This is a genomic window from Tardiphaga sp. vice304, assembly GCF_007018905.1.
GTDB lineage: Bacteria > Pseudomonadota > Alphaproteobacteria > Rhizobiales > Xanthobacteraceae > Tardiphaga.
The window spans coordinates 2,835,449-2,856,789 of sequence record NZ_CP041402.1 but is presented as its reverse complement, the minus strand read 5'-3'; the positions used below and the strand labels follow the sequence as shown (position 1 = coordinate 2,856,789).

General features: G+C 62.0%; 26 protein-coding genes and 2 pseudogenes. 11 read left to right on the top strand and 17 right to left on the bottom strand.

Going from position 1 to position 21,341, the window contains the following annotated elements:
• Nucleotides 1-46: 46 nt before the first annotated feature.
• Together FNL56_RS13605 and mgtE are read right to left on the bottom strand one after the other, a co-directional pair.
• Nucleotides 47-865 carry an aldo/keto reductase gene (locus FNL56_RS13605; protein WP_143573189.1) on the bottom strand — a complete coding sequence of 273 codons (819 nt, stop codon included), beginning with the start codon at nucleotides 863-865 and terminating at the stop codon, nucleotides 47-49.
• 12 nt (nucleotides 866-877) lie between these two features.
• The gene (mgtE, locus tag FNL56_RS13600; protein ID WP_143573188.1) at nucleotides 878-2,299 is read right to left on the bottom strand and encodes a magnesium transporter; all 1,422 of its coding nucleotides are present in this window, start codon (nucleotides 2,297-2,299) and stop codon (nucleotides 878-880) included.
• 183 nt (nucleotides 2,300-2,482) lie between these two features.
• Here mgtE and FNL56_RS13595 point away from each other — a divergent pair, with 183 nt between their 5' ends.
• On the top strand, nucleotides 2,483-3,259 hold the full coding sequence (locus tag FNL56_RS13595) for a polysaccharide deacetylase family protein (protein ID WP_441351287.1): 777 nt from the start codon (nucleotides 2,483-2,485) through the stop codon (nucleotides 3,257-3,259).
• Between the two features lie 71 nt (nucleotides 3,260-3,330).
• The gene (locus FNL56_RS13590) at nucleotides 3,331-4,572 is read left to right on the top strand and encodes a polysaccharide deacetylase family protein (protein ID WP_143573187.1); all 1,242 of its coding nucleotides are present in this window, start codon (nucleotides 3,331-3,333) and stop codon (nucleotides 4,570-4,572) included.
• 5 nt (nucleotides 4,573-4,577) lie between these two features.
• On the opposite strand, the gene FNL56_RS13585 is transcribed toward FNL56_RS13590, so the two are convergent.
• The gene (locus FNL56_RS13585; protein WP_143573186.1) at nucleotides 4,578-4,949 is read right to left on the bottom strand and encodes a hypothetical protein; all 372 of its coding nucleotides are present in this window, start codon (nucleotides 4,947-4,949) and stop codon (nucleotides 4,578-4,580) included.
• A gap of 199 nt (nucleotides 4,950-5,148) precedes the next feature.
• Between FNL56_RS13585 and FNL56_RS13580 the strand changes: the two genes are divergently transcribed.
• Nucleotides 5,149-5,964 carry a potassium channel family protein gene (locus FNL56_RS13580; RefSeq protein ID WP_143573185.1) on the top strand — a complete coding sequence of 272 codons (816 nt, stop codon included), beginning with the start codon at nucleotides 5,149-5,151 and terminating at the stop codon, nucleotides 5,962-5,964.
• Between the two features lie 205 nt (nucleotides 5,965-6,169).
• Nucleotides 6,170-6,271 (top strand): DUF5131 family protein, encoded by a 102-nt coding sequence (locus FNL56_RS28830; protein WP_368039345.1) that lies wholly within the window; start codon nucleotides 6,170-6,172, stop codon nucleotides 6,269-6,271.
• A 481-nt stretch (nucleotides 6,272-6,752) separates the two neighbouring features.
• Here the strand turns inward: FNL56_RS28830 and FNL56_RS13570 are convergent, their stop codons facing one another.
• Nucleotides 6,753-8,720, bottom strand: coding sequence for an ice-binding family protein (locus tag FNL56_RS13570; protein WP_143582092.1), 1,968 nt, complete (start codon nucleotides 8,718-8,720; stop codon nucleotides 6,753-6,755).
• Nucleotides 8,721-9,094: 374 nt separating this feature from the next.
• On the opposite strand from FNL56_RS13570, the gene FNL56_RS13565 reads away from it, so the two are divergent.
• From FNL56_RS13565 to FNL56_RS13555, 3 genes are all read left to right on the top strand, one after another.
• Nucleotides 9,095-9,562, top strand: coding sequence for a hypothetical protein (locus FNL56_RS13565; RefSeq protein ID WP_210245504.1), 468 nt, complete (start codon nucleotides 9,095-9,097; stop codon nucleotides 9,560-9,562).
• A 113-nt stretch (nucleotides 9,563-9,675) separates the two neighbouring features.
• Nucleotides 9,676-9,930 (top strand): hypothetical protein, encoded by a 255-nt coding sequence (locus FNL56_RS13560; protein WP_143582090.1) that lies wholly within the window; start codon nucleotides 9,676-9,678, stop codon nucleotides 9,928-9,930.
• Between the two features lie 11 nt (nucleotides 9,931-9,941).
• Nucleotides 9,942-10,448 (top strand): hypothetical protein, encoded by a 507-nt coding sequence (locus FNL56_RS13555; RefSeq protein WP_143582089.1) that lies wholly within the window; start codon nucleotides 9,942-9,944, stop codon nucleotides 10,446-10,448.
• Here FNL56_RS13555 and FNL56_RS13550 read toward each other — a convergent pair.
• Complete coding sequence (locus FNL56_RS13550; protein WP_143582088.1) at nucleotides 10,440-10,691, bottom strand: hypothetical protein; 252 nt, start codon at nucleotides 10,689-10,691, stop codon at nucleotides 10,440-10,442. The genes FNL56_RS13555 and FNL56_RS13550 overlap by 9 nt on opposite strands.
• Nucleotides 10,692-11,150: 459 nt before the next feature.
• On the opposite strand from FNL56_RS13550, the gene FNL56_RS13545 reads away from it, so the two are divergent.
• Nucleotides 11,151-11,531, top strand: coding sequence for a YkvA family protein (locus FNL56_RS13545; RefSeq protein WP_143582087.1), 381 nt, complete (start codon nucleotides 11,151-11,153; stop codon nucleotides 11,529-11,531).
• A gap of 97 nt (nucleotides 11,532-11,628) precedes the next feature.
• On the opposite strand, the gene FNL56_RS13540 is transcribed toward FNL56_RS13545, so the two are convergent.
• Nucleotides 11,629-11,907: a hypothetical protein gene (locus FNL56_RS13540; RefSeq protein WP_143582086.1), complete on the bottom strand. Its 279-nt coding sequence runs from the start codon at nucleotides 11,905-11,907 to the stop codon at nucleotides 11,629-11,631.
• A gap of 210 nt (nucleotides 11,908-12,117) precedes the next feature.
• Nucleotides 12,118-12,234 (bottom strand): annotated as a pseudogene (locus FNL56_RS13535) (RlpA-like double-psi beta-barrel domain-containing protein); the annotation flags it as partial.
• Nucleotides 12,235-12,357: 123 nt separating this feature from the next.
• Here FNL56_RS13535 and FNL56_RS13530 point away from each other — a divergent pair.
• A pseudogene (locus FNL56_RS13530) lies at nucleotides 12,358-13,544 on the top strand (IS3 family transposase).
• Here FNL56_RS13530 and FNL56_RS13525 read toward each other — a convergent pair.
• The gene (locus FNL56_RS13525; RefSeq protein WP_210245503.1) at nucleotides 13,490-14,011 is read right to left on the bottom strand and encodes a hypothetical protein; all 522 of its coding nucleotides are present in this window, start codon (nucleotides 14,009-14,011) and stop codon (nucleotides 13,490-13,492) included. The pseudogene FNL56_RS13530 and the gene FNL56_RS13525 overlap by 55 nt on opposite strands.
• A 295-nt stretch (nucleotides 14,012-14,306) precedes the next feature.
• Between FNL56_RS13525 and FNL56_RS13520 the strand changes: the two genes are divergently transcribed.
• A complete protein-coding gene (locus FNL56_RS13520) occupies nucleotides 14,307-14,627 on the top strand; it encodes a hypothetical protein (RefSeq protein WP_143582084.1) in 321 nt (106 codons plus the stop codon).
• Nucleotides 14,628-14,677: 50 nt separating this feature from the next.
• Nucleotides 14,678-15,721: an acyltransferase family protein gene (locus FNL56_RS13515; protein WP_143582083.1), complete on the top strand. Its 1,044-nt coding sequence runs from the start codon at nucleotides 14,678-14,680 to the stop codon at nucleotides 15,719-15,721.
• 274 nt (nucleotides 15,722-15,995) lie between these two features.
• On the opposite strand, the gene FNL56_RS13510 is transcribed toward FNL56_RS13515, so the two are convergent.
• The 9 genes from FNL56_RS13510 to FNL56_RS13470 all read right to left on the bottom strand — a co-directional run bounded on the left by FNL56_RS13510 (nucleotide 15,996) and on the right by FNL56_RS13470 (nucleotide 21,335).
• Nucleotides 15,996-16,289 (bottom strand): septal ring lytic transglycosylase RlpA family protein, encoded by a 294-nt coding sequence (locus FNL56_RS13510; RefSeq protein WP_246661662.1) that lies wholly within the window; start codon nucleotides 16,287-16,289, stop codon nucleotides 15,996-15,998.
• Between the two features lie 116 nt (nucleotides 16,290-16,405).
• Nucleotides 16,406-16,738, bottom strand: coding sequence for a hypothetical protein (locus tag FNL56_RS13505; RefSeq protein WP_143582082.1), 333 nt, complete (start codon nucleotides 16,736-16,738; stop codon nucleotides 16,406-16,408).
• Nucleotides 16,716-17,138 carry a hypothetical protein gene (locus FNL56_RS13500; RefSeq protein WP_143582081.1) on the bottom strand — a complete coding sequence of 141 codons (423 nt, stop codon included), beginning with the start codon at nucleotides 17,136-17,138 and terminating at the stop codon, nucleotides 16,716-16,718. Before FNL56_RS13500 ends, FNL56_RS13505 begins: the two co-directional genes overlap by 23 nt.
• A complete protein-coding gene (locus FNL56_RS13495; RefSeq protein WP_246661650.1) occupies nucleotides 17,135-17,287 on the bottom strand; it encodes a hypothetical protein in 153 nt (50 codons plus the stop codon). Before FNL56_RS13495 ends, FNL56_RS13500 begins: the two co-directional genes overlap by 4 nt.
• Nucleotides 17,288-17,291: 4 nt before the next feature.
• Nucleotides 17,292-17,777 (bottom strand): hypothetical protein, encoded by a 486-nt coding sequence (locus tag FNL56_RS13490; protein WP_143582079.1) that lies wholly within the window; start codon nucleotides 17,775-17,777, stop codon nucleotides 17,292-17,294.
• A complete protein-coding gene (locus tag FNL56_RS13485) occupies nucleotides 17,774-18,988 on the bottom strand; it encodes a M15 family metallopeptidase (protein ID WP_143582078.1) in 1,215 nt (404 codons plus the stop codon). Before FNL56_RS13485 ends, FNL56_RS13490 begins: the two co-directional genes overlap by 4 nt.
• A gap of 447 nt (nucleotides 18,989-19,435) precedes the next feature.
• Entirely contained in the window at nucleotides 19,436-19,708 is a 273-nt protein-coding gene (locus FNL56_RS13480; RefSeq protein WP_143582077.1) for a hypothetical protein, read from the bottom strand.
• 17 nt (nucleotides 19,709-19,725) lie between these two features.
• Complete coding sequence (locus FNL56_RS13475; protein WP_143582076.1) at nucleotides 19,726-20,247, bottom strand: hypothetical protein; 522 nt, start codon at nucleotides 20,245-20,247, stop codon at nucleotides 19,726-19,728.
• Between the two features lie 2 nt (nucleotides 20,248-20,249).
• Nucleotides 20,250-21,335 carry a gp53-like domain-containing protein gene (locus FNL56_RS13470; RefSeq protein ID WP_143582075.1) on the bottom strand — a complete coding sequence of 362 codons (1,086 nt, stop codon included), beginning with the start codon at nucleotides 21,333-21,335 and terminating at the stop codon, nucleotides 20,250-20,252.
• Nucleotides 21,336-21,341: the final 6 nt, after the last annotated feature.

Below are 21,341 nucleotides of genomic sequence, written 5' to 3'. Positions count from 1 at the left end.
GACCGCCCTGCATGGGCGATCGGCGCCACAAGATCAACCGGACGCGTCAGTCCCATTTCGGCGCGAAGCCGAAATCGGTGAGCCGTCCGCCATCATTGGCCAGTGCCGAAATCTCAGCCATCTCGGCGTCATCTAGCGTGAAATCGAAGATCTCGATGTTCTCGGACAATCGCTCGATCTTCGAGCTCCGCGGAATCGCTACCACGTCCTGCTGCACCAGCCAGCGCAGGCAGACCTGGGCTGCTGACTTGCGATGCGCCGCACCGATCCGCGTCAGCACCGCGTCGGACTTGATGTGGCCCTTGGCGATCGGGCTGTAGGCGACCAGCGCCATGCCGGCCTTCGCGCAGGCGTCGCGCACCTTGGTCTGGTCGAGATAGGGATGATACTCGACCTGGTCGCACACCAGCGGCTGCGGACACAGCGCCACCGCTTCCTCGATCAGCCCCACGGTGAAGTTGGACACGCCGATGTGCCGGGCCAGGCCCAGCTCCTTGGCATGCGCCAGCGCGCCGAGCGTCTCAGCGAGAGGCACATGCGCGTTGGGCCAGTGAAGCAGCAACAGATCGACGTCGGACATCCGCAGCCGGACCAGGCTCTCCTTGGCGGAGCGCAACAGATCGTTCGGCGCAAAATGCGTGGTCCAGACCTTGGTGGTGACGAAGACGTCGTCGCGCTTCACATGCGAGGAGCGCAAGCCTTCGCCGACCTCGCGCTCGTTCTCATAGACCTGCGCGGTGTCGATATGGCGATAGCCGAGCCGCAGCGCCTGCTCGACGACGCGCGCGCAGACCCGGCCGCGCAATTCCCAGGTCCCGAGCCCGATGGACGGAATGCGCGCGCCGTTGGCTTCGACGTAAAGCATGGGGGCCTCCTGCTACTTAAGCCCGAACCATAGCGTAGCGATGCCGAGGAAGGAAAAGAACCCGACGACGTCGGTCACGGTGGTCACGAAGGTGCCGGACGCCACCGCCGGATCGGCCTTGACCTTCTCCAGCACCATCGGGATCAGGATGCCGCCCAGCGCGCCGGCGACCATGTTGACCAGCATCGCGAGCCCGATCACGACGCCGAGCGCCGGGATCTTGAACCAGGCCACCGCGGCGATGCCGGTAATCACCGCGAAGGCGATGCCGTTCATCAGACCGACGAGGCCTTCGCGGATGACGATGCGGCTGGCATTGTTGGAGGTCAGTTGCCGCGTCGCCAGCGCGCGCACCGCCACTGTCATGGTCTGCGTCGCCGCATTGCCGCCCTGGCTGGCCACGATCGGCGCCAGCACCGCGAGCGCGACCATCTGTTCGAGCTGGCCCTCGAACAGGCCAAGCACCGAGGAGGCCAGAAACGCGGTGGCGAGATTGATGATCAGCCAGTTGAAGCGGCCCTTGGCGATCGACCAGAAATTGTCGGACAATTCTTCGTCGGAGGTGACGCCGCCCAGCGCTTTGAGGTCCTCGTCGGCCTCCTCCTCGATGACGTCGACGACGTCGTCGATCGTAATGACGCCGACAAGACGGTTGTCGATATCGACCACCGGGGCCGCGACCAGATTATATTTGCCGAACAGCCGCGCCACCTCCTCCTGGTCGTCATTGACAGAGACGCGGCGGCGGTCCTCGTCGATCAGGTCGGCGAGCGGGATCGGGCGCCGCGACCGCAGCAGCGCATCGAGCGACACCGCGCCCTGCCAGCGCTGCCACTGATCGACGGCATAGATTTCATAGAACCGGTCCGGCAGGTCCGGGGTTTCGCGCATGTAGTCGATGGCCTGGCCGACGTTCCAGTCCGGCGGCACCGAGATAAAATCGGTCTGCATCCGCCGGCCGGCCGAATTTTCCGGGTAGTCCAGGCTGCGCTCCAGCGCGACGCGCTCGGACGGCGGCAGCTTGTCGAGGATCTCGTCCTGGTCTTCCTCGTCCATGCCCTCGAGCAACTCGACGGCATCGTCGGAATCCAGCTCGCGGACGCCCTCGGCGACGGTCGCGGGTTCCAGCTCCTCGAGCAGTTCCTCGCGCACGGAATCATCGACTTCGTTGAGCGCCGAGAAGTCGAAATCGTCACCGGTCAGCTCGATCAGGCTGACGCGGTCGTGAGGCTGTAGCGCCGAGACCAGGTCGCCGAGATCGGCCTCGTGCAGTTCGCCGACGATCTCCTTGAGGAAGGCGGTATCGACGGATTCGATCGCCTTGGCGACGATCTCGACGAACTCCGCGCGCAGCTCGCCTTCGGCGTCGCGCATCGGATGGCGGTCGAGCGCCGACATCGCTGCGGGGTCGGCGAGCTCCAGATTATCGGCCATGCCGTCCCTCGCCTGTTTAAATTTTGATGTCAGACCCGACGCATCTTGCAACGAAATGCGCTATCCAGCGATATCGGTTGAATCCGGACCTGCATGAGGCATTACCCAATGGGCAATGCACCGCGCAATCGGAAATGTGCGGCTCGCTCGATCAGCGGCCGGGAAAGTGTTGGGAACGTGTTGTTGAAGGCTGCCGTCGTCGCGCTGATTGCCAGCACCGTTGTGGCCCAGGCTGCCGCGTGTCCCCGGCCCGACAAAGGCGGCACCGCCCGGGTGCTGACGGTCGATCCAGCAGCCTATCCCCGCGTTGGCCTGCAGAGCTTCGCGCAAACGCTGCCGCTGCAGGATCGCGAGGTGGTGCTGACCTTCGACGACGGCCCGAACCCGGCCACGACGAGCAGGATCCTCGATGCGCTGAAGGCCGAATGTATGCAGGCGACGTTCTTCCTGATCGGGCAGAACGCGGTCGCGCATCCCGCGCTGGTGAAGCGGATCGCGGCCGAGGGCCACAGCATCGGGCATCACTCCTTTGCGCACCCCAATCTCGGCCTTGTCAGTCATGCCGAGGCCGTCGCGCAGATCGACCGTGGCATCAGTGCCGACGAGCTGGCCCTGAACGGCCGCGCCACCACGGTGCCGAGTACGCCATTTTTCCGCTTCCCGTACTTCCAATCGACGCCGGCGCTGCTCGACGTGCTGCAGTCGCGCGGAATAGCCGTGTTCGGCGCCGATTTCTGGGCCAGCGACTGGAACAAGATGACGCCCGATCAGGAACAGGCGCTGGTAACCGCGCGGCTGAAGGTCGCGGGCCGCGGCATTATCCTGTTCCACGATACAAAGGCGCAAACCGCCGCGATGATGCCTGATTTCCTGCGCTATCTCCGCGAGAACCACTACCGGGTTGTGCATGTCGTCGCATCGGTGCCGCGCCAGTCCGCCGGCCCGGTGACGCCGAAGTGACCGCAGGTTAAGCCGGCGTTCACCCTGTTGCCCCTACTTTCCTTTTTGATTTCAATACATTTGGTGTGTGGATGGCTTGTGCCTCATTTCGAGTAACCGCCCTGGTGGGCTTCGGCCTGCTCGGCTTCGCGGGCTCGTCCGCTCAGGCCGCCAACTGCCCCGGCAATCCCGACGCGCTCGGCACCTCCCGGACCATCGTCGTCGATCCCCGCGAGCATCCGCGGATCGGCACCATGCAGTATTCGAAAACGCTGCCGCTGGAAGACCACGAGGTGGTGCTGACCTTCGATGATGGCCCGATCCCGAAACACAGCAACGCCATTCTGGCGATTCTGGCCCAGCAGTGCATCAAGGCGACGTTCTTCGAGGTCGGCCGCATGGCGCAGGAACATCCGGAAGGCGTGCGCAAGCTGATCGCCGCCGGCCACAGCGTCGGGACCCACACGCAAAACCATCCGCTGACCATGAACCGGCTGCCGATCGAAGCCGCACAAAAGGAAATCGACGACGGTATCGCCTCGGTGACGGCGGCGCTCGGCGATCCCGCGCTGCTGTCGCCATTCTTCCGGGTCCCCGGACTGTTGCGGGCGGGCATCGTCGAGGACTATCTGGCGTCCAGGGGCATCCAGACCTGGAGCGCCGATTTCCCCGCCGACGACTGGCGCCACGTCTCGTCCACGACCGTGCATGACCTTGCGATCTCGCGCCTCAAGGCCAAGGGCAAGGGCATCCTGCTGCTGCACGACATCCAGCCGCGCACGGTCGCCGCCCTGCCCGGCATTCTTGCCGACCTGAAAGCCGGCGGCTTCCGCATCGTCCATGTGGTAGCCGCGACGGCCACGCTGCCGAAGACCCCGACGACGCCGCAGCAGTGGCAGATGTATCCGACCTCGCCGACGGTTGCGATTTCGCGCTGGCAGAAGGTGCCCTCCTTCGCCTACGCGCATCTCGACATGCTGCCGGCGCCGGCGATGTCCGCCTCCGACCAGACGCTGTCGTTTCCGGAAACCCGCCGCCGCCTCCGCGGCGAAGCCCCGCTCACCGCGCCATGGCCGCGTGAACTGTCGTTGCAGGCAATGACCGCCCGGGCGACTCTGCCGGTACCGTCAAAGAGCCTGTTCGAAATCATGGAGCGTCGCAGCGCGCCGATCACGGCGCTGGTGCGGCTGCCGCATCATGCCCAGGGGCAGCAGGGCTCCGACGCCGTGGCCCGACCGATCACGATCGAGGCCAGCGCGGCCCGCCGCGCCATTCCCGGCAGCATGCCAGTGACGCAGCCGGGCCTGCAGCCGGGTCCGCACGCCTTCCGCTAGCGCGGTCAGGACACGATCTTGGCTATGCACAGCACCACGATGATCCCGAGGAACAGCAGGTCGATATAGGACTTAATCTCGCCGGCCTGGCGCTGTTCGACCACTTCCTTGACGATCAGCTTGCGCGAGGCCACCGCCGACGGCCCTTCCAGCGACAGCCCGCCAAGACGGCGGGTCTCCAGCTCCAGCCGCTCGATGCACTTGAAGAAGTAGAACGTGCGCAGCGCCGACACCGCGCGCATCACCGCATAGGCCAGCACCAGCGCCGCGATAATGGTGCGCTGCTGATATTCGGCGATAAAGTTCAGGCTGAAATAGACCAGCGCCAAAAACGCGAAGTTGGACGTAAAACGATAGGCATAGCTGAGAAATTTCATGGTCGCTCCGGCCCATCAAGGCGATCCGCGGGCCATCCGCGGCGTCGCGGCGTTGCTAGCTTGAACTCGTTACCGAGGCTTGAAGGTATTATACGGCATGTAGCGTAACGCCCACTTGTGCACGGTTCTATCGCCGCCGGCCTGTCTCGTCTGCCATTATTGCGTCACGTCCCGGCTGACCCCGATCCAGAGTAGCACCATGTCCGAAACGTCTGCGAGCCATATCGAGCCCGGCAGCACAGCCTTCCACCGGTTACGGCTGCGGATGCGCCTTCTTTATGAGGGCCGCGATGCGCAGACCCGCTGGTTTCTCTATGGATTGCTGGCGTTCGATTTCGTCTCGATGCTGTTCATCATCGCGACCTCGTTCCTGCCGCGCAGCGACATGATCCGCGCGGTAGACCTCGGCTTCGGCGTCATCTTCCTGATCGAATTCGCGGCGCGCTTCATGGCGATCCGGCGGCCGCTGCGCGAATTGCTGCGCTTCACCACCTGGACCGATGTCGCCGTGATCGGCTCGCTGCTGGCGTCCGCCAGCGGCGAGGCGGCCGGCTTCCTGCGCGTGCTACGCACGCTGCGGCTGCTGCGCACCTTCAGCGTGGTCCAGCATCTGCGCCGCGACAGCCCGCTGTTTCGCCGCCACGAGGACCTGATCACCGCGCTGGCCAATCTGTCGGTGTTCATTTTCGTGATGACCGGCGTGGTCTACGAGACCCAGCGCCACAGCAATCCGCAGATCGTCAACTATGCCGACGCGCTGTATTTCACGGTCACGGCGCTCACCACCACCGGCTTCGGCGACATCACCCTGCCCGGCACCATGGGCCGGCTGATCACCGTGGCGATCATGATCTTCGGGGTGACGCTGTTCCTGAACCTGGCGCGCGTGCTGTTCAGCCCGGCCAAGGTGCGATTCCGCTGCCCGGACTGCGGATTGCAGCGCCACGACGCCGACGCGGTCCACTGCAAGGCCTGCGGAAAACTGCTGAACATCCCGGATGAAGGGCTTGTGTGACCCGACCCGGAGTTCACACCAGAAATTTCAATTATATCAATGTGATGAGGTGTGTGGTGCGCTCGGAGGGTGTGGAACTTTCGTTTAAAATCAATGCGATAGGTCGAAGGTGAGGGATTTTCCCGCCTTTGACGCAAAAGCACAATTTTGAACGTCCCCCTCACCCTATGACCGAGCGTGCTCCTCCCGAACAGGGAGCAGCACCATGAAAGACTCGAAGATCGAATGGACTGATCACACGTTCAGTCCGTGGATGGGATGCACAAAGGCCAGCTCGGCGTGCGACGGGTGCTATGGGAGGCGCTGATGAACCTCCGCTACGGCAAGGTGACCTGGGGCCCGCACGGCGAGCGGGTCCGCACAGCGCCTGCAAACTGGCGCCAACCGGTCAAATGGAACAAGGAAGCCGCTGCCGCTGGCCGCCAGTCACGCCTGAGACCTTGGGCCGAATCCGCCAGGAGCAGGAATGGACAGCCAACAAGTACGCGCTTTGGGAATTTGGGACCGATCGAGTGCCGTTGCGGAGAGATGTTCGATCCTGGCTCCGGAAGCGACCATGGTCCATATCAGCCACATCACCGGACGGGCGCCGGGCACCTGAGCCAAGGAAATGGTCGCGCTAATCGGGCTAAGTCGCCTTAGCACAGCGCAAAGCCGCATGCGGTTGATACTGGTCCAACCCAACGTGGTATCCGCCACGCCCTGATCCTGAGCAAGTAGGACAGCCACCCAACTGTGCATGCTAAGGTGACGGTGGGATGGGGCGGGAACATCACGTGAACCGCTGCTCACCAGCTATATCGCACCACGGCCCGGCCGCTGTACTTGGTAGTGCGGTCGGCAAATTCGCCGTCAAACTGCGCGCCCACCGAGATCCTATTGCGGAAGCGGACCTCGGCGCCGACCGAAGCCAGCAGCAGGTCACGCGCCGGCGCGACTCCATAGGTGACGAAGCGGTAGCCGGGCAGTGCTATGAAACTGGCACTGATGCTTGGGTCGGAGTATTCGTCATGCGCCCAGGCCGCACGGCTGCGAAGCGTTAGGATAGAGTCGTTATAGAATGCCTGGCTGGTATCGAACCAGGCACCGAGTTCGGTACGATAGACCGTCGAGGTTCGCGCATCGTAGCTGCGCGCGAAAATCGAGCTGGCGTTCTCGCTGTAGGCCGGCGTGAAGTAGGCCTGGCCCTGCAAAGCGGCATAGGGCGTGATGCCGAACGCCGGCACCATGTAAACCGCTGGAATGCCGAAGCGATAGCCGCCTTCGATACGGCCGCCGACGTTGTTGGCCTTGAAGTTTGCCGTCAAACGATCCGAATTGGCGACGCTGAGATACTGATCGGTGGTGACGTCGTGCCACGCATAGGCCAGCGCCATCGAGACATAGGCTGCGTTGAACCGGGTCGAGCTGTAGATCGCCGCTTGCAACATGTCGCTGCGGCCGCCGCCCATGTTGTCCGACAGACCGAAACTGGTGGCGCCGCCGCCGAGCGCGAAGCCTACGGTGGTGTTGGCAAACAGCCGGTAGTCGAGGCCGCCGGCAAAGCCGTAGCTGCGCACGTTGAGGTCATGCAACCCGGCGGGGGTGTCGCCGCCGATGCGGGTCTGGCCGCCATAGGCGGCGCCCCAGATGCCCCAACGGTCCGGATCGAAGTCGGCACGCCGCGCCGCGTTGAATGCTGCCATCGCCGCGGTGACCTTCACCGGATAGGGTGCCTTGACGATCAGCCCCGGACGGCTCGGGCCGATGCCGCTGCGGTCGCCCGACAGCGTGTCGCCCGGATTCGGGCTGAGCACCAGCGACAGGAACGAGTTCATCGCCTGGAAACCGGATTGCGCGACGCCAGTGCCGACCTCGCCGTTCAGTTGCTGCAACGCCAGCAGCAACTGCGCCGGAGACAAGCCCGAAAGGTTGAGGAACGCCTGCGCGAAGGCGTTGGGCAGGATGCCGTTGTTGTTCGCGACGGCGGTGGCGAAGGCCGAATTGATGGCCGCGGTCGTTGCGGCGGTGTTCGCCGGAACGGTGCTCGGCAGCAGCGCCGACGGGGTACAGGCTGCCGTCAGGTTTCGGGTCGCAATGGTATTGGTGTCGAGCGTCACAGCGCCGTTGCGGGCCAGCGTGCTACCGCAGGAGATGGTCGCCCCGGTGTTCAGGGTGATGCTCGTAAGCGCCAAAATGTCGCCCACGAGAGTTGTGGTCGTGCCTAACGTCGCCGACGTGCCAACCCGCCAATAGACATTGTTTCCGGTGCCGCCGCCTATGATGCGCACTGTCGAAGCAGAGGCGGTAGTGAGCGTAGAACCGATGTTGAAAATGAAGACCGCATTGGGATTGCCAAGCGCATTCAACGTCAGCGTGCCGGTGAGGAAGGCGGCGGTGGTAAAACTGTACACCCCTGGCGTCAGCGTCATCCCGCCAAGGTTCGTGCCAGTCAAGTCGGTAGTGGTGGGCCGAGCTGCGATCGTGTTGTAACCGGTGGTCAGATCGATCTGAGCCTGCACTGCCACAGCATCAGCAATGAACGTCGATCCTGGCGGCAACACGACTCCGGGCGGAAAACCGGTAACTGCGCTGCCGGGGCTGAGGCCGACGTTACCTGTCACTATCGTGGGGCCGGTGTTGGTGACGGTTGATCCGGCCAAAACCGCGAAATTCGCTGCGGTCCCAAGATCGGGGACCTGTGCATTCGCCGAGGTCGACGTTGCCGTAACCAGTATAGCGGCCGCGACAAAACGGTGGAGATAAAGGGGCTTCACCTTGGGTGTTCCATTCGTCTGTTTGGTAATCTAGGTGAAGCGATTATCGCCTAAGCCGGCGGGCGCTGCTTCCATTAATCAGTACTAACAATATCTAACAAGACATTAAACAGCGCGCCAACTTTTGAAGTGGTCCTAAACCGCTGTGTCCGTGTTCCACAACATCGATAAATAAGTTCAATGTTACCGTCCTACTTCTCCACTGGCATCGGGTGATTGTGGCGGTGGCATTAGAGGTCGAAGCAATTCGCCCACGTTACTTTGGACGCTGATGGCAGCCAGGAACGAATCCAGCCGATCGCGCTTGAATCGCGGTTCTCTTGCGTCGGAGTTGCGTCATATCGTGGGATCTCAGGTTTCCCGAGCCGATCCCCGTGCCCAAGCGAAAGCCGCTGGTGACGCTGCGTGACGCCGGGGCCTTCATCACCGCCCTACCCGCCAAGACGCATGCCGAGCCCGCCTGGCAGACGGCGATGGACTGCCTGCTCCTCGCCGCCGACAAGGGCGGACCAGGCGAGTTCGCCCGGCTTGGCATGGTGAAGGCACTGTCGCCGAAGCCGCCGCGGGTCGCGCCTGGCAAACCGGCGGCACCTTGCCGCGGCAGCAATCAGCACCATCGACCGGCCCGACTCCTGAAATCCCATGGTCTTACCCTCCAAGGTAAGACCATAAAAACACAACAAAATCAGATGCTTAGAGGTACTTTGGTGCGCTCGGAGGGTGTGGAACTTTCCAGCGTAATCAACGGCTTGCCGCAAAGTGCGGGAAATCGGCAGCCTTTGGTGGAAAAGCGAAAGTTTCGCTGCCCCCCGCACCTTTTACCCGCCGATCGGGCGGTTTGACCGCATCCAGCGGCCGTTTCTCAATCAAGAAGTTCTGCATCGGCACAGAGACCGGGAACTCCCGGGCTGATGAAAGAAGCGTGCGTCCACCACACAACAGAGTGAGTAGCGTCATGAGTTTTGAAGCCACACGTCGAGACCTGATCGCCTTTCGCGCCGAAAATTCGCGCAACCCGGTTTTTTTTCATCGCGCCAGCACCTCGGTGAGCCAGCTGGAGCATCTGCAGAGCCCGGCTGATACCCGCCACAAGTTCCGCCTGCGCAAGGCGCTGAACCTGACCGCACGTGAGATCGCCCAAGCGCGCCGGGAGGGAGGCCGCTACGTGCCGTCTCACCAGCGCACTCGCCCCTATCGCAAGTCCAGGTAGGGAACCGCGCCATGGAAAAGATGAATTCGACATGCCGCGACGTTGTCGTATGGACCCCGCCAGCGGAAAAGCCGAGCCGAGCGATCGATATGCCGGCTGCGCCCGCTTTCCTGGGTCCAACGCTTGGCGATATCGCGAGGCAATATCAGACCGACCCGCTGTCAACCTTCCACAAGCTCCGGTTCCATGTCCGCCGGAACCATGAAGGTTTGCTTCGCCGCATTATTGCGCGCCACGGCGCAACGCCTTTGTCAGAGATCACTGGTCGCACGCTGGTCGGTTGGCATGCGGAATGGGCCTCCGACGGCAAGGTGGCAATGGGCCATGCTTTTACCGCGCAGATAAGAACCCTGCTCGGTTTTGGATTCACGTTGCTGGCAGATCGTGAATGCGAGCGGCTTTGTCTCGTGTTGAACAAGATGCGTTTCGAGACGGCGCCGTCGCGTGTCGATCGCCTAGACTCGCAAAATAGGCCTCCCTCAATGGACGCTGCCGTACAGACAGCCCGATCAGTTTGAAGCAGCATCTTGACGGCTGGACGGCAAGATCAACGTCCACGGCGGAGCGGCGTAATGAAGTCTGGCCAAATCGATGCGGGTCGCAGAGCTGAGCTTGCGCGAATGTCTTCGGAGTTGCGCTTGCTGGCTATAAGCCGACAAGGCGACGTCCGAGGCTGGCAAATTGCGAGGCTGCTTCGGGATGCGGAAACGCTCAGCGAAGCCGATGAGGCGGAGCGCCAGTGGAAGCTTCATCAGGACCATCGCCCGCTTCAGCAGACCGCCTGAGCTCAATATGGCTGTCGCGCAGGGCCGGCAACTACGCGCTCTTGAGCAGAGAGCGCGCGGGCGTGACAATTTAGGTTAACAGACAATAAAGATTGGGTGGGGAATGCCGCCCAGCGGCATTCATCTTCATCAACCAGCTCATCGCTATAAGGTGAGCGATGGGATGGTCTTTACTTTTCACAGTCGGCGTTTTGATCGTCGCTGCAGTCTTCTGTCGCATCTACGGCAGACATGTGCGCCGGAAGCGCGGTCCATGGATTGTCCGACCGCCCGACGACATTTGAAGTTTCTGCATCATCGAGCGAGACCGGCCAGCGGTCATTGATGCCGAGGGCGCGGGCCAAGCGGTGCGGTTTGCCGCCATGATTGCGTCGTGAGCTTCCATCATCGCGCCCATTGAACCGGCAGCAGCTGACACCAACTGAGTCGTCTTACATGCTTGCATCGATCAAAATATGGGCCAAAACTTTAAAGCGAGACGCGCACGCATTGTATCTTGCGGCGCGTGATCCGCGTGTCCCATGGTATGCGAAGGGGCTGGCAATCGCGGTCGCGGGCTACGCTCTTTCACCAATCGATTTAATTCCAGATTTTATCCCGGTCATCGGATATCTGGATGATTTGATTATCGTCCCACTTGGAATCGCCCTTGTCGTACGAATGATCCCGCCGGGGATCATGGCGGAGCACCGCGCTCTGGCGGAAGCTGCGCAAGAACGGCCTGTGAGCCGGGGTGCTGTAGCGGTCATTGTGATAATCTGGATAGCGTCCACTGTCGCGGTCGGCTGGATCGCGTACCGATACTTTTCAAACTAGGCCACTGCCAAATTCAATCTAGGCCACTACGGTCGGGAAACAGACCAGTTCAAAATAGCGCCTCGCTCTTGGGCAAAGACGCACGGCCCGCCCTCGCTTACCTCAGGTATATGCCGCTCACGATCATCCCTATCGCCTCATCCCGGGACATTCCCTTGGTCAAAGCCTGGACGGTTTCTCTGATCGCTTCCTGACATTCATCCCGGGTCGGCCGCGTCCCGCGGCATTCGTCCGGCATCGTCTGTCCCGGAAAAGCGACCTCCCAGGACCATTCGGTCCCGAGTTTCCGGATCGTCCCTACAATCAGGCCATCAGCCTTCACCCGGTAGGTCGGGATCTCAAACGCCTTGTCGAACTTGATGGTCCACTTCCACATGGCAGGAGCATAGCAGGTCCGCAAAACGAAAAAAGCCGCGCCACCCCGAGGATGACGCGGCAAAGTCTGGGAGGAAACGCCCATATGGGCTTTAGTTGGAAAGCATAATGCGTGCCAGACGTGACTGACCATCAAACCATTCGACTCATCTGAGCAGCGCCAAGATGCCGACGACCTCAAAGGCCGCCAGCACCAAGCACCACCACCAAGTCAATCGACCCTCACCCGCGCCGTGCCGCCCATGCCGATCGCGTTTGCAGCAGCGCGCGACAGGTCGATGCACCGGCCACGCACGAAGGGGCCGCGGTCGTTAATGCGGATCGCGGCCCTCTTTCCAACGGTCAAGGAGATTCAGCGCGTGGGTGAAAACAGCAAAATCGAGTGGACTGACCTGCCCCTGCCGATTTCCTCCAGTTGAAGTTAGAGTCCGGCCCTCTGAAGGACGGACAGATGAAGCGAGCCAGGTTTACGGAAGAACAGATTATCGGTGTTTTGCGGGAGCATGAGGCGGGGGCGAAGGCCGCCGATCTGGCGCGCAAGTACGGCGTTTCGGAAGCGACGCTGTACAATTGGAAGGCCAAATTCGGTGGCATGGACGTCTCGGAGGCCAAGCGGCTGCGGCAGCTCGAGGACGAGAACGCCAAGCTAAAGAAGCTGTTGGCCGAGCAGATGCTGGACGCGGCGGCGTTACGCGAGCTTCTGTCAAAAAAATGGTAGGGCCCGCCGCCCAGCGCGAGGCTGTCGCGCATCTGCAGGCCGAACTGGGCCTGTCAGAGCGGCGGGCCTGCTCGATCGTCAGCGCCGACCGCACGATGATTCGGTACCGGTCGTGCCGGGCGCCGGATACCGAACTGCGGGAGCAACTGCGCGATCTCGCTAATGCTCGCCGACGCATCGGTTATCGTCGGCTGTTCGTGCTGCTGCGGCAACAGGGCGAGCCGTCCGGGCTGAACCGGATCTACCGGCTGTATCGGGAGGAAGGCCTTGGCGTGCGCAAGCGCCGGGCTCGCCGCCGCGCGGTCGGCACAAGGGCGCCGATCCTCGTCGAGGCTCGGCCGAATGCCCGCTGGTCGCTGGATTTTATCCACGACCAGTTCGCGAATGGTCGCCGTTTCCGGATCCTGAACATCGTCGATGACGTGACCCGGGAATGCCTGGCGGCGATCCCCGACACCTCGATCCCGGGACGGCGGGTGGCGCGCGAGTTGACGGCGCTGATCGAGCGCCGCGGCAAGCCTGGCATGATCGTCTCGGACAACGGCACCGAGTTCACCTGCAACGCGATGCTGACCTAGTCGGAGAACCACAAGATCGCCTGGCACTTCATCGCGCCGGGCAAGCCGATGCAGAACGGCTTCTGTGAAAGCTTCAACGGCCGGATGCGGGATGAACTGCTCAACGAAACCCTGTTCTTCGGCCTCGACCACGCCCGTTCCCGGATTGAGAATTAGGCCGACGACTACAACAGCCAACGCCCGCATTCCTCGCTGGGTTACCTGACGCCTGCGGCCTATGCCGCCACCCTCACCGCAACGTGCGATCGGCTGCGCAACCCTGACCAGCTTCGCCGATCGCACGTTGCTCACCCCGCGCCGAACGGCGTAACATCCGCCGAGGCTCTAATCGCAACTGGATGAAAGTTCAGAGGCAGGTCACCAACATGATCGTTTGTCATCAACTCGTGGATCTTCTCACCCAACTTCCGGACCGTGGGATTGAACGGTCTTACCGTAAAGCTGAATTGCTCAAGCTTCCACGTATCGAGAGCGCGTTGGGCATCCTGCGGAGTGCCAGCAAAATTCACGGTGACCTCGACATCATCAAGCAATTGCTCAAAGATGGACCGAAAACGCGAGACAGCGGACTTAGCGCCCAGCGATCGTTCACTCAGCGTATCGTCAACAGCAAACACGCCCAACCGCGGGATCGCGATGAACTTGGTCAGACGAATTTCGTCAGTCTCGACCATCTCCTCTGCCACCTCGTCTGTTCGGCGATCATAGCGCATTTTCTCGCGAAACTTTACGTCTTGAGCAACTTCCCAGGTGTGAACTGTCTGCCCAAAGGCAGTCTTTGCTCGGGGACGCATCAAAAATGTGTCCATATCGCTCTCCGTCGGTTCGCGGACACGGTAAGCGATTGGCCGCCCTCTAACTTGCTCGAGCATGGCCCACTCCTCGTCAGGAGTGGTGCCAACCTCGTCATCGGTTACTAAGTAGCGGCAAAAAAGATATGGTGTAGGCCGTGCCATTGCATTCCCCAGCGATTCCGCTGCCAGAATGGCACATGCGTCAGGCCCATTATACCGTAAGTTGCAGTCTTTGTTAACGGTCGAACTCTCCTCTCCGCACTCTGGGGCCATCATTGCCCGCGTCGGCACTGGCCGGTAAACTGCCGGCATGCCTACCCTCCTCCTGCGCCGCAACGCCGTCGTCACGGCCTATCCCGATGAGTTCCGCGTCATCCTGCCGATGTCATACGGCTTCGAACTCGACGTCGGCGGCGTGAGCAAGCGGGCAGGCGCCCACCTGCGGGAGTTATGGCAATGGTCGTCACCTGGACAAACTGGCCGCGCCGCATCGCGCGAGGATGCCATGGCAGAGCTCAGAGCCGCTTGGGATGCGTCTGACGAGGCCCGAGACGCAGGCCGCAGCGGGCAGCATCCATTTCGCGAAACGTTCCGCTGTCTTCTTGGCGTCACGGTCGCGATCACGCCTTGACAAAATTTATGGAGTTCAGGCACACGTTGGAGACCTTTGAGGTCTAGATAATGCTATATTCAGTACATCTGCTGCGGTTTTTTGCCTCCGCGATTGTCGTGGTCAGCCACACTAGCAATGTCTTTGGCCTTGCAAAGACACAGATTAACCCCGGCGACATCGGCGTCGACATCTTCTTCATCATCAGCGGCATCGTGATCGGCCTGTCGACGAAGGACGGAGATTCAGTTGTCCGCTTCGCCCTGAAGCGCTTCATACGGATCGTTCCTGTCTATTTACTTGCCACAGTGGCGATGTTTTTATTTCTCATTCAAATAAAGCAGATGCCGCCATGGATTGACTTTTGGGCCTCGCTGACCTTCACGTCGGTGTTCCGAAATAACTACTTTCCGATCGTCTTCCCTGGATGGACGCTGAGTTACGAGATGGGCTTTTACGCCATCTACGCCGTGATCTTGGCGCTTTTCAAAAGTCACGTCCGGATTGTCGCGATCTTAGCCGTTGCAGCGTTTTCGTCGCTGACTATTCAGTCTGGGGGAGGCTACCTTGGGACGGCGCGCTTTCTCGAATTTGCGTTCGGCCTCGGCGTTGCCACCGTCATCGATCGGATCGATGCGGACAACCCGCGGCTAGGATACTTGTGCTTCGCTCTTTTCGCGGCGTCTCTCTACTCTAACCTTCACGGCCCTTCCGGACCGCTGACGTGGGGAGTGGCGAGCCTGCTGCTGATCATCGGCGTGCTCCAATTCGAGCGTCAAGACTTTTTCCGAAACAGGCTTTGCGTCCTTCTCGGGGACGCGAGCTACGCGATCTATATCTTCCATGTTCCTATCATGTCGGTATTGCGTGAGCTGACGAAGGGCACCGGCTTTGAACAACTGACGGTCGTGGTGGCGCCCGCCGTGGCTCTCCTCGGCGGAATTGCACTTCACACGGTCGTCGTCGATCCCATCACGCGCTTTTTCAGATTATGCCTTTTACCTAGTCCTAAATCGTCCGACGGGATAATACCTCTTGGCATGGCGAATGGCCCCCATCCGGTGATCCTGCCTGCTGTCCGAGATACGACGCCAGCAGTAATGGATCGCCAATAAGTACGCTCTGCGGGCCGCCGGCTACCGGGACAAGCTGGGCAAAGGGCCGGTCAAATGCCGATGCGGCGAAACGTTCGATGCCTGATCCCACGGCGAAACAATGGCCCACACCAAGCACATCACCGGCCGTCGCGCCGGGACCTGAAACGAAAAAGCCCGCGCCGGGGGACCGGTCGCGGGCTTTCTGTCTTGCGGTCGAGCCAGTCAGCCCGGGTGATCAGCAGCACGATCAGCGCGACCTCGACTGCGGAGGCCGCCAGGCAGCACCAGAAGATCAATCCACCCTCACCCGCGCCGTGCCGCCCATCCCGATCGCATTGGCGGCCGCGCGGCTCAGATCGATGCAGCGGCCGCGGACGAACGGGCCGCGGTCATTGATGCGGACCGCGACCAACCGGCCGTTAGCCATGTTCGTCACCTTGACGTGGCTGCCGAAGCGCCTGGTGCGATGCGCGGCGGTCAGTGCATAGGTATTGAACCGCTCGCCAGAGGCCGTCCGGCGCCCGTGGTAGCCGTCCCCTACCCCATACTGACTGGCAATGCAGGTTTCGCCTCGGTCGCGGGTCATGGTGACGTCGATCGAGACGACGCCAACGAGGAAGTCCTGAGCTCGAGCAGGCATGGCAAAGAGCGCGCACAGCAAAGCTGCCACGTAGAAGATGCGGGGCATGAAGTCTCCTGGGGTTATCTGCGCCGGTGCGGGTGCTCAGCGCGGGCGTTCAGGGCGTCATCGACCTTCTCGGCCAGACGCTCCAAGGCGTTCGTGTGCTTCACTTCATGCTGGCGATCCATCGCCGCGGCATGATTGGTCAGCGCGATGGCGAGCTTATCGATCGCCTTCATATAGTCGCTGAATTGGTTGGCTTCGACGATCCCGGTCGCGATATTGACCATCGGAGCCGACTGGATTGCTTGCTTTCTCGCTGCATCGCCTTGGGAGACCCCGCGCCATGCCGCAAGCCCGGCAAGCACCATCATTCCAAAGGCGATAGCATCAGGGGTGGTGATACCGAGCATCAAAAGCCGCCCTGTTCATCGAGAAGATTTCGAAGGCAGCAAGCAATGCGTAGACCGCGCAGCCAGTTGTTATCGGCGTCCCATTGATCGCCGATGCCTGATAGAGGAGCCAGCTAACCTGGCCCCATGAAAGAGTTCCGAATAGCGCCCCAAACATGCGGATATGCGGCGAGCGCGGCCAGCGGCCGTTGATGTAGAGGGCAATCAGCCGGCCAACGCCGATCACCGTGAACATGAACGCCCAGAACGACTCGGTCATGCCGAAGCGGTTGAACGCCACGAACCCCGGCTGATTCAGCAGGTCGCCAGGCAACGACAGCGTGGCACCCCACGCAATCATCACCAGCGAGGAAAACCACTCGACGGTACGATCTGCGAGGCTTTGCAAAGCGGTTCTCATGGCGCGCCGTAGCTCTTCCGAACGCCCTCGTACCAGCCGGCCGACGCCGACAGGCGAGAGTTAGCTTCGACCAGCGCCGTTCCCGTCAGGCGGAGAGCAGCGCGGGCATCCTGCCCCTTGTAAAGTGCCGGCACAGCGACGGGCTTCATCAGCCTACCGGGAACCGGTGGCAGGCTTCGCGCGGCGGGTCCTGGATTGGTTGTTTGGCACCCGCCCAAGATCGTTGTCATCAAGATTGCAGGAAGGGCGAGCTTCGAGATGCGTGATGTAATCATGGTCATCTTTCTGTCGGGCTTCGGCCGTGGCCTCGATTTGGCCGGCGCGTTGGAATTCATCGTCGGCAGATTTTTTGGCGACTTCGGCATCGATGCGGGCGTTGCGCAGCTTCGCCTCGAGCTCGCCGGCACGGCAGTCGGCTGCCGCATCCCAGTAACCGACCCAATAGGAGCCGACGCACATCAGCAGTGCGACCACGGCGACGATGCACCAGACGCATTCAAGGAAGCGCTTGGCGATCGACGAGATGAGCGGCACGGCCACGGCCGGCACGAAGATAAGGCCTAGGATCACGGCGACGGGTCCGAAGGTGGCGGCGAGACCGACCAGCCACGTCAGGACAACGAAGGCTGTATTGATCATTGCCGCGCCCCCGTCTTCACGGACTCGGTGCTGATGCGGACGCTGTTGAAGGCGTTCCACGCGATGAAGCCAAGGCCGGCCGCGGCAACGAACCCCCACACCGGGCCCGGCACCTGCTGGACATAGCCCCACGCCGTGCTGACGTAGCTGGGATCGGTCGGCAGGCTGTCCTTGTTGCCGGTGAACCAGTCCCACGCCTGTCCGACGTAGCCGCTCACCGTCGACCAGACCGCCGACAGGAAGGCCAGAACCGAGCCCCAGGCCGCGGCGACGAAGCCGCGCTTGGCAGGCACGACCTCGGGCGCCACGGCCGCCACCGTGCCCGGCTCGGCGTTGGCGCGGGCTGGTGTGACCGGCCGGACAAAAGGCGGCGTTTCGCCCTCCGCCTTGCTCAGTTCAGCCTTGAGCTCGTCCCTGATGTCATTGAACGTCTCCAGCGACGTCGGCGCCAGCATGTTCAAGCCAGAGCGGTCATTGATGAAGCCCGCGATGGCGCCAGCCGTCATGCCGCCCCAGACGCCGCTCTGCACGCCTGGGTTATAGTTCATCGCCCGGAGGCGCTTCTTGACCGAGAACAGCTCGGGGTCGCCGTCGACGTCACCGGCGACCGGCGCGGCATCGAGGACAGGCACCGGTTCCGGGCGGTCCTCGAGTTCATCCTGTGGTGCTGCCGCGGGCTCATCAAACAGCCGCGCCACCTTGCCGAATACCGGCCGCGGCGACTTAGGCTGCCGACCGCCGTTGTCGACGAACTCGAAATGCATCCAGTCAGGCCGAGAGCTATACCAGCCGCCCCACATCGCGCCCTGCCGGCAGAAGGCGTCGACCACGAACTGCGGCATGGTACCCTTGGCAACGCCCAGCGCGTTCTCGCCGGCATTCAGATCGATCGCTGCGGCATATGCGTGGTTCGACCACTTGGTCTTGGATCCCCGCACCAGCCGGTGATTGTAGGCCCCGGCATATTTCGAGACGCCGGCCGCATCGACCTTGGCCTGGTCGTGCTGGCAGTAGTCCCAGATCTCGTTCAGCGCGGCCAGCAGCGCCGGCGCCGCCTTGCGGTGAAACTGGATTGCCTTGACCCGCTTGCTCTCATAATACATCGCGAACGGCGGCACGACAGGCACCATCTGGGCGGCGATCTGCCCCTTGCCGGGGTCGCCGTAGAAGGCATTCCTGGCGGTCTGGTTGTCTTTCGGCCATGCGGTCACGGCGAATTCTCCATGCGGAAGCGACCGCGCCGAAGGTTCCGGGCGGTCATGGTGGTGGTGACGTCAAATTATTCGGCTGCCGTCAGCGTTGCGCGATCCGACTCTTGCGGTGCGCGAATCTGCAGGCGTAGGCTCAGCCCGCTCCAGGGGAACGGCCGATGTGCATTCTCGAACGACTCTTGATCGGGTTAGGGCTGGCGGCCGGCATTGGCACCACGATCTCAGGGGTACTGATGGCCCTTACGGCATTCAGTTAGCCATTTCTGCGATACTGCGGCACTATACCGTGATGAGGAATGCCCTGTTCATTCTCGCCATCTCGATCGTCGTTGGACTGGTTGTCGGCTATGTATTCGTCGAACTCGATCCGTTCGACTATGGCCCTTAGACCGCCACCGGCATCCGCGGTCTCTCATCACGACCGGCTGGTCTCGAACCGGCGAAGCGCTACGGCTGATAGGTCAGAACATCGGCGGGTTCGACCTGGATCGCATCCATCGCCGCCTGGTTAGCAACCTTGTCGCTGCTGACGATTGGCGCATTCGTGAAATCGGCGGCGATGACCAACCCGGCCGGAATGGAGGGCCAGTACCAAAACGGTTTACCGACGCCTGGCGTGGTCTTGAGCAGCGTCGGCACGACGCCCGCTGCCGTGGTCACGTTCAGCAGCATCGTTTCGCCATTGACGACTTTCTCGCAAATAAGTTTACCCATCGACATTCCCCTTTTCCTCTTGCTTAGATCCTAAAGATTTGAACGTTGAACTGCGCAGCGTCTACGGGCTGGCCGCCGGCTGCGTCAGTAGCCGTGATGGTCAGATAGTCGACGTCCTTCTCCGCCGACGACATGCATGGCGCGCCGCCGCCGATCACAGCGTAGAAATTTGTGTCGGGCTGAGATGTCAGAAAAAGCAGCATGTATTGCCCGACGCCGAGATAGATCGCCCCGGCTAGACCGAAGATGCCATCAACACTCGCCACATCTCCGTCGACAATGTTGACGCTCAATGCTGACGCTATTAGCTGAGGCGCGATCGTCCCCGCGTCCGGTGCCGCCGGAGCCGGCGGTTCGTAAGCAACCACGGCGCCGGCGGACCACTTCCGCAGTCCGTTATTGTTGATGAACTCCAGCCACTGCGCGTCGGACAGTTCGATGCACTCGGACGGGATGGTCGCGACGTCGTTGACGTCGGACCTGTAGAACGCCAGCGGCAGCCCGGCAGCCGAAAGCTTGGCGAAAATCTGAACTGCTCCTGTCATTTTCAGTACCCTATCGCAGACCAGGTGAAGGAGTTGCCGGAGGCTCCGACCGTGCCTCCGGGGGTGTATGTTTGGTACAACTGGAAACCGCTTGCCGACCGGAGGTCAACGGTTCCGGCGATGACGTTGGCGGTGGTCGAGCCCTCTAACTGGCACAGGACGGCAGCGCATGCGGTCGGAAACGTCACCGGGAACGAAATGCCGGTAGGAACGCCCAGATTTGTGCTGAAGCCCCACTGCAGGATGAGGCCGTTACCGAACTTGATGTATCCGGACGTCGCGAGGCTCTTCGCTATGGTCTTCGGCTCGCCGTTGAGGTTCGCCAAGGCCGTCGCGACGTTGGCGAGGTCGGACAGGTTCGCGGATTTTTGAGCCGAGCCGGCCGACACAACGCCCGTCAGGTTCGAACCATCGAGTACCGGCAGCTTGCCGCCGGTGATGACTTGGACCAAGTTTCCGACAGCCGTTCCGGCGGCCAGCGCCGCCGCGGTGCCGAGCGTCGGCTTGCCGGAAAGGTCCGCGTAGGTGCCGGAGGCCGCAACTAGCGCCAGCCCCAAGTTCGTCCGCGCGGTCGCGACGTTCGCCAAGTCGGACAGGTTCGAAGCCTTGGCCAGCTTCGTGCCGATCAGCGTCGCCATGGTAGCGGCAAAGTTCGGGTCGTCGCCGATGGCGTCGGCCAGCTCTTTCAGCGTGTCGAGGGTGGCCGGCGAGGAATTGACTAGCGCCGCGATGGCGGATTGCACGAAAGCCGTGGTCGATATCGCGGTCGAGTTCGTGCCCGGCGCCGGCGTTGGCGCGCGAGCGTTGCCGGTGAAGAGCGGGCTATCGGTCGGGGCGGCGTTTAGCAATGCCAGCAAGTCGGACAGCGCCACAAGGCTCAACAACGCGCGGCCTACGTCGGTTGTCAGTACGGCACCGCCGGTGCCGTCGGCCTTGATATACGGCATTGTGCCGGGCGTCGCGGCCATGTCGAGCAGCGCGCCCAGCAGACCTTCGACGCTATGGGTGTCGTTCCAGTCTTCCGGCTGGATCGCGCCCGGGTCATTATTGTGCGCGCGCGCCGATGTCCGCTTGTGCTTGATGGCCATTTCCGA

Excerpts from the sequence above, each read along its gene's own strand:
- FNL56_RS13605 (WP_143573189.1), bottom strand. The coding sequence starts at position 865 with ATGCTTTACGTCGAAGCCAACGGCGCGCGCATTCCGTCCATCGGGCTC.
- mgtE (WP_143573188.1), bottom strand. The coding sequence starts at position 2,299 with ATGGCCGATAATCTGGAGCTCGCCGACCCCGCAGCGATGTCGGCGCTC.
- FNL56_RS13590 (WP_143573187.1), top strand. The coding sequence starts at position 3,331 with ATGGCTTGTGCCTCATTTCGAGTAACCGCCCTGGTGGGCTTCGGCCTG.
- FNL56_RS13585 (WP_143573186.1), bottom strand. The coding sequence starts at position 4,949 with ATGAAATTTCTCAGCTATGCCTATCGTTTTACGTCCAACTTCGCGTTT.
- FNL56_RS13580 (WP_143573185.1), top strand. The coding sequence starts at position 5,149 with ATGTCCGAAACGTCTGCGAGCCATATCGAGCCCGGCAGCACAGCCTTC.
- FNL56_RS28830 (WP_368039345.1), top strand. The coding sequence starts at position 6,170 with ATGAAAGACTCGAAGATCGAATGGACTGATCACACGTTCAGTCCGTGG.
- FNL56_RS13560 (WP_143582090.1), top strand. The coding sequence starts at position 9,676 with ATGAGTTTTGAAGCCACACGTCGAGACCTGATCGCCTTTCGCGCCGAA.
- FNL56_RS13555 (WP_143582089.1), top strand. The coding sequence starts at position 9,942 with ATGGAAAAGATGAATTCGACATGCCGCGACGTTGTCGTATGGACCCCG.
- FNL56_RS13550 (WP_143582088.1), bottom strand. The coding sequence starts at position 10,691 with ATGGTCCTGATGAAGCTTCCACTGGCGCTCCGCCTCATCGGCTTCGCT.
- FNL56_RS13545 (WP_143582087.1), top strand. The coding sequence starts at position 11,151 with ATGCTTGCATCGATCAAAATATGGGCCAAAACTTTAAAGCGAGACGCG.
- FNL56_RS13540 (WP_143582086.1), bottom strand. The coding sequence starts at position 11,907 with ATGTGGAAGTGGACCATCAAGTTCGACAAGGCGTTTGAGATCCCGACC.
- FNL56_RS13525 (WP_210245503.1), bottom strand. The coding sequence starts at position 14,011 with ATGGACACATTTTTGATGCGTCCCCGAGCAAAGACTGCCTTTGGGCAG.
- FNL56_RS13520 (WP_143582084.1), top strand. The coding sequence starts at position 14,307 with ATGCCTACCCTCCTCCTGCGCCGCAACGCCGTCGTCACGGCCTATCCC.
- FNL56_RS13515 (WP_143582083.1), top strand. The coding sequence starts at position 14,678 with ATGCTATATTCAGTACATCTGCTGCGGTTTTTTGCCTCCGCGATTGTC.
- FNL56_RS13510 (WP_246661662.1), bottom strand. The coding sequence starts at position 16,289 with ATGACCCGCGACCGAGGCGAAACCTGCATTGCCAGTCAGTATGGGGTA.
- FNL56_RS13505 (WP_143582082.1), bottom strand. The coding sequence starts at position 16,738 with ATGCTCGGTATCACCACCCCTGATGCTATCGCCTTTGGAATGATGGTG.
- FNL56_RS13500 (WP_143582081.1), bottom strand. The coding sequence starts at position 17,138 with ATGAGAACCGCTTTGCAAAGCCTCGCAGATCGTACCGTCGAGTGGTTT.
- FNL56_RS13495 (WP_246661650.1), bottom strand. The coding sequence starts at position 17,287 with ATGAAGCCCGTCGCTGTGCCGGCACTTTACAAGGGGCAGGATGCCCGC.
- FNL56_RS13490 (WP_143582079.1), bottom strand. The coding sequence starts at position 17,777 with ATGATCAATACAGCCTTCGTTGTCCTGACGTGGCTGGTCGGTCTCGCC.
- FNL56_RS13480 (WP_143582077.1), bottom strand. The coding sequence starts at position 19,708 with ATGTCGATGGGTAAACTTATTTGCGAGAAAGTCGTCAATGGCGAAACG.
- FNL56_RS13475 (WP_143582076.1), bottom strand. The coding sequence starts at position 20,247 with ATGACAGGAGCAGTTCAGATTTTCGCCAAGCTTTCGGCTGCCGGGCTG.
- FNL56_RS13470 (WP_143582075.1), bottom strand. The coding sequence starts at position 21,335 with ATGGCCATCAAGCACAAGCGGACATCGGCGCGCGCGCACAATAATGAC.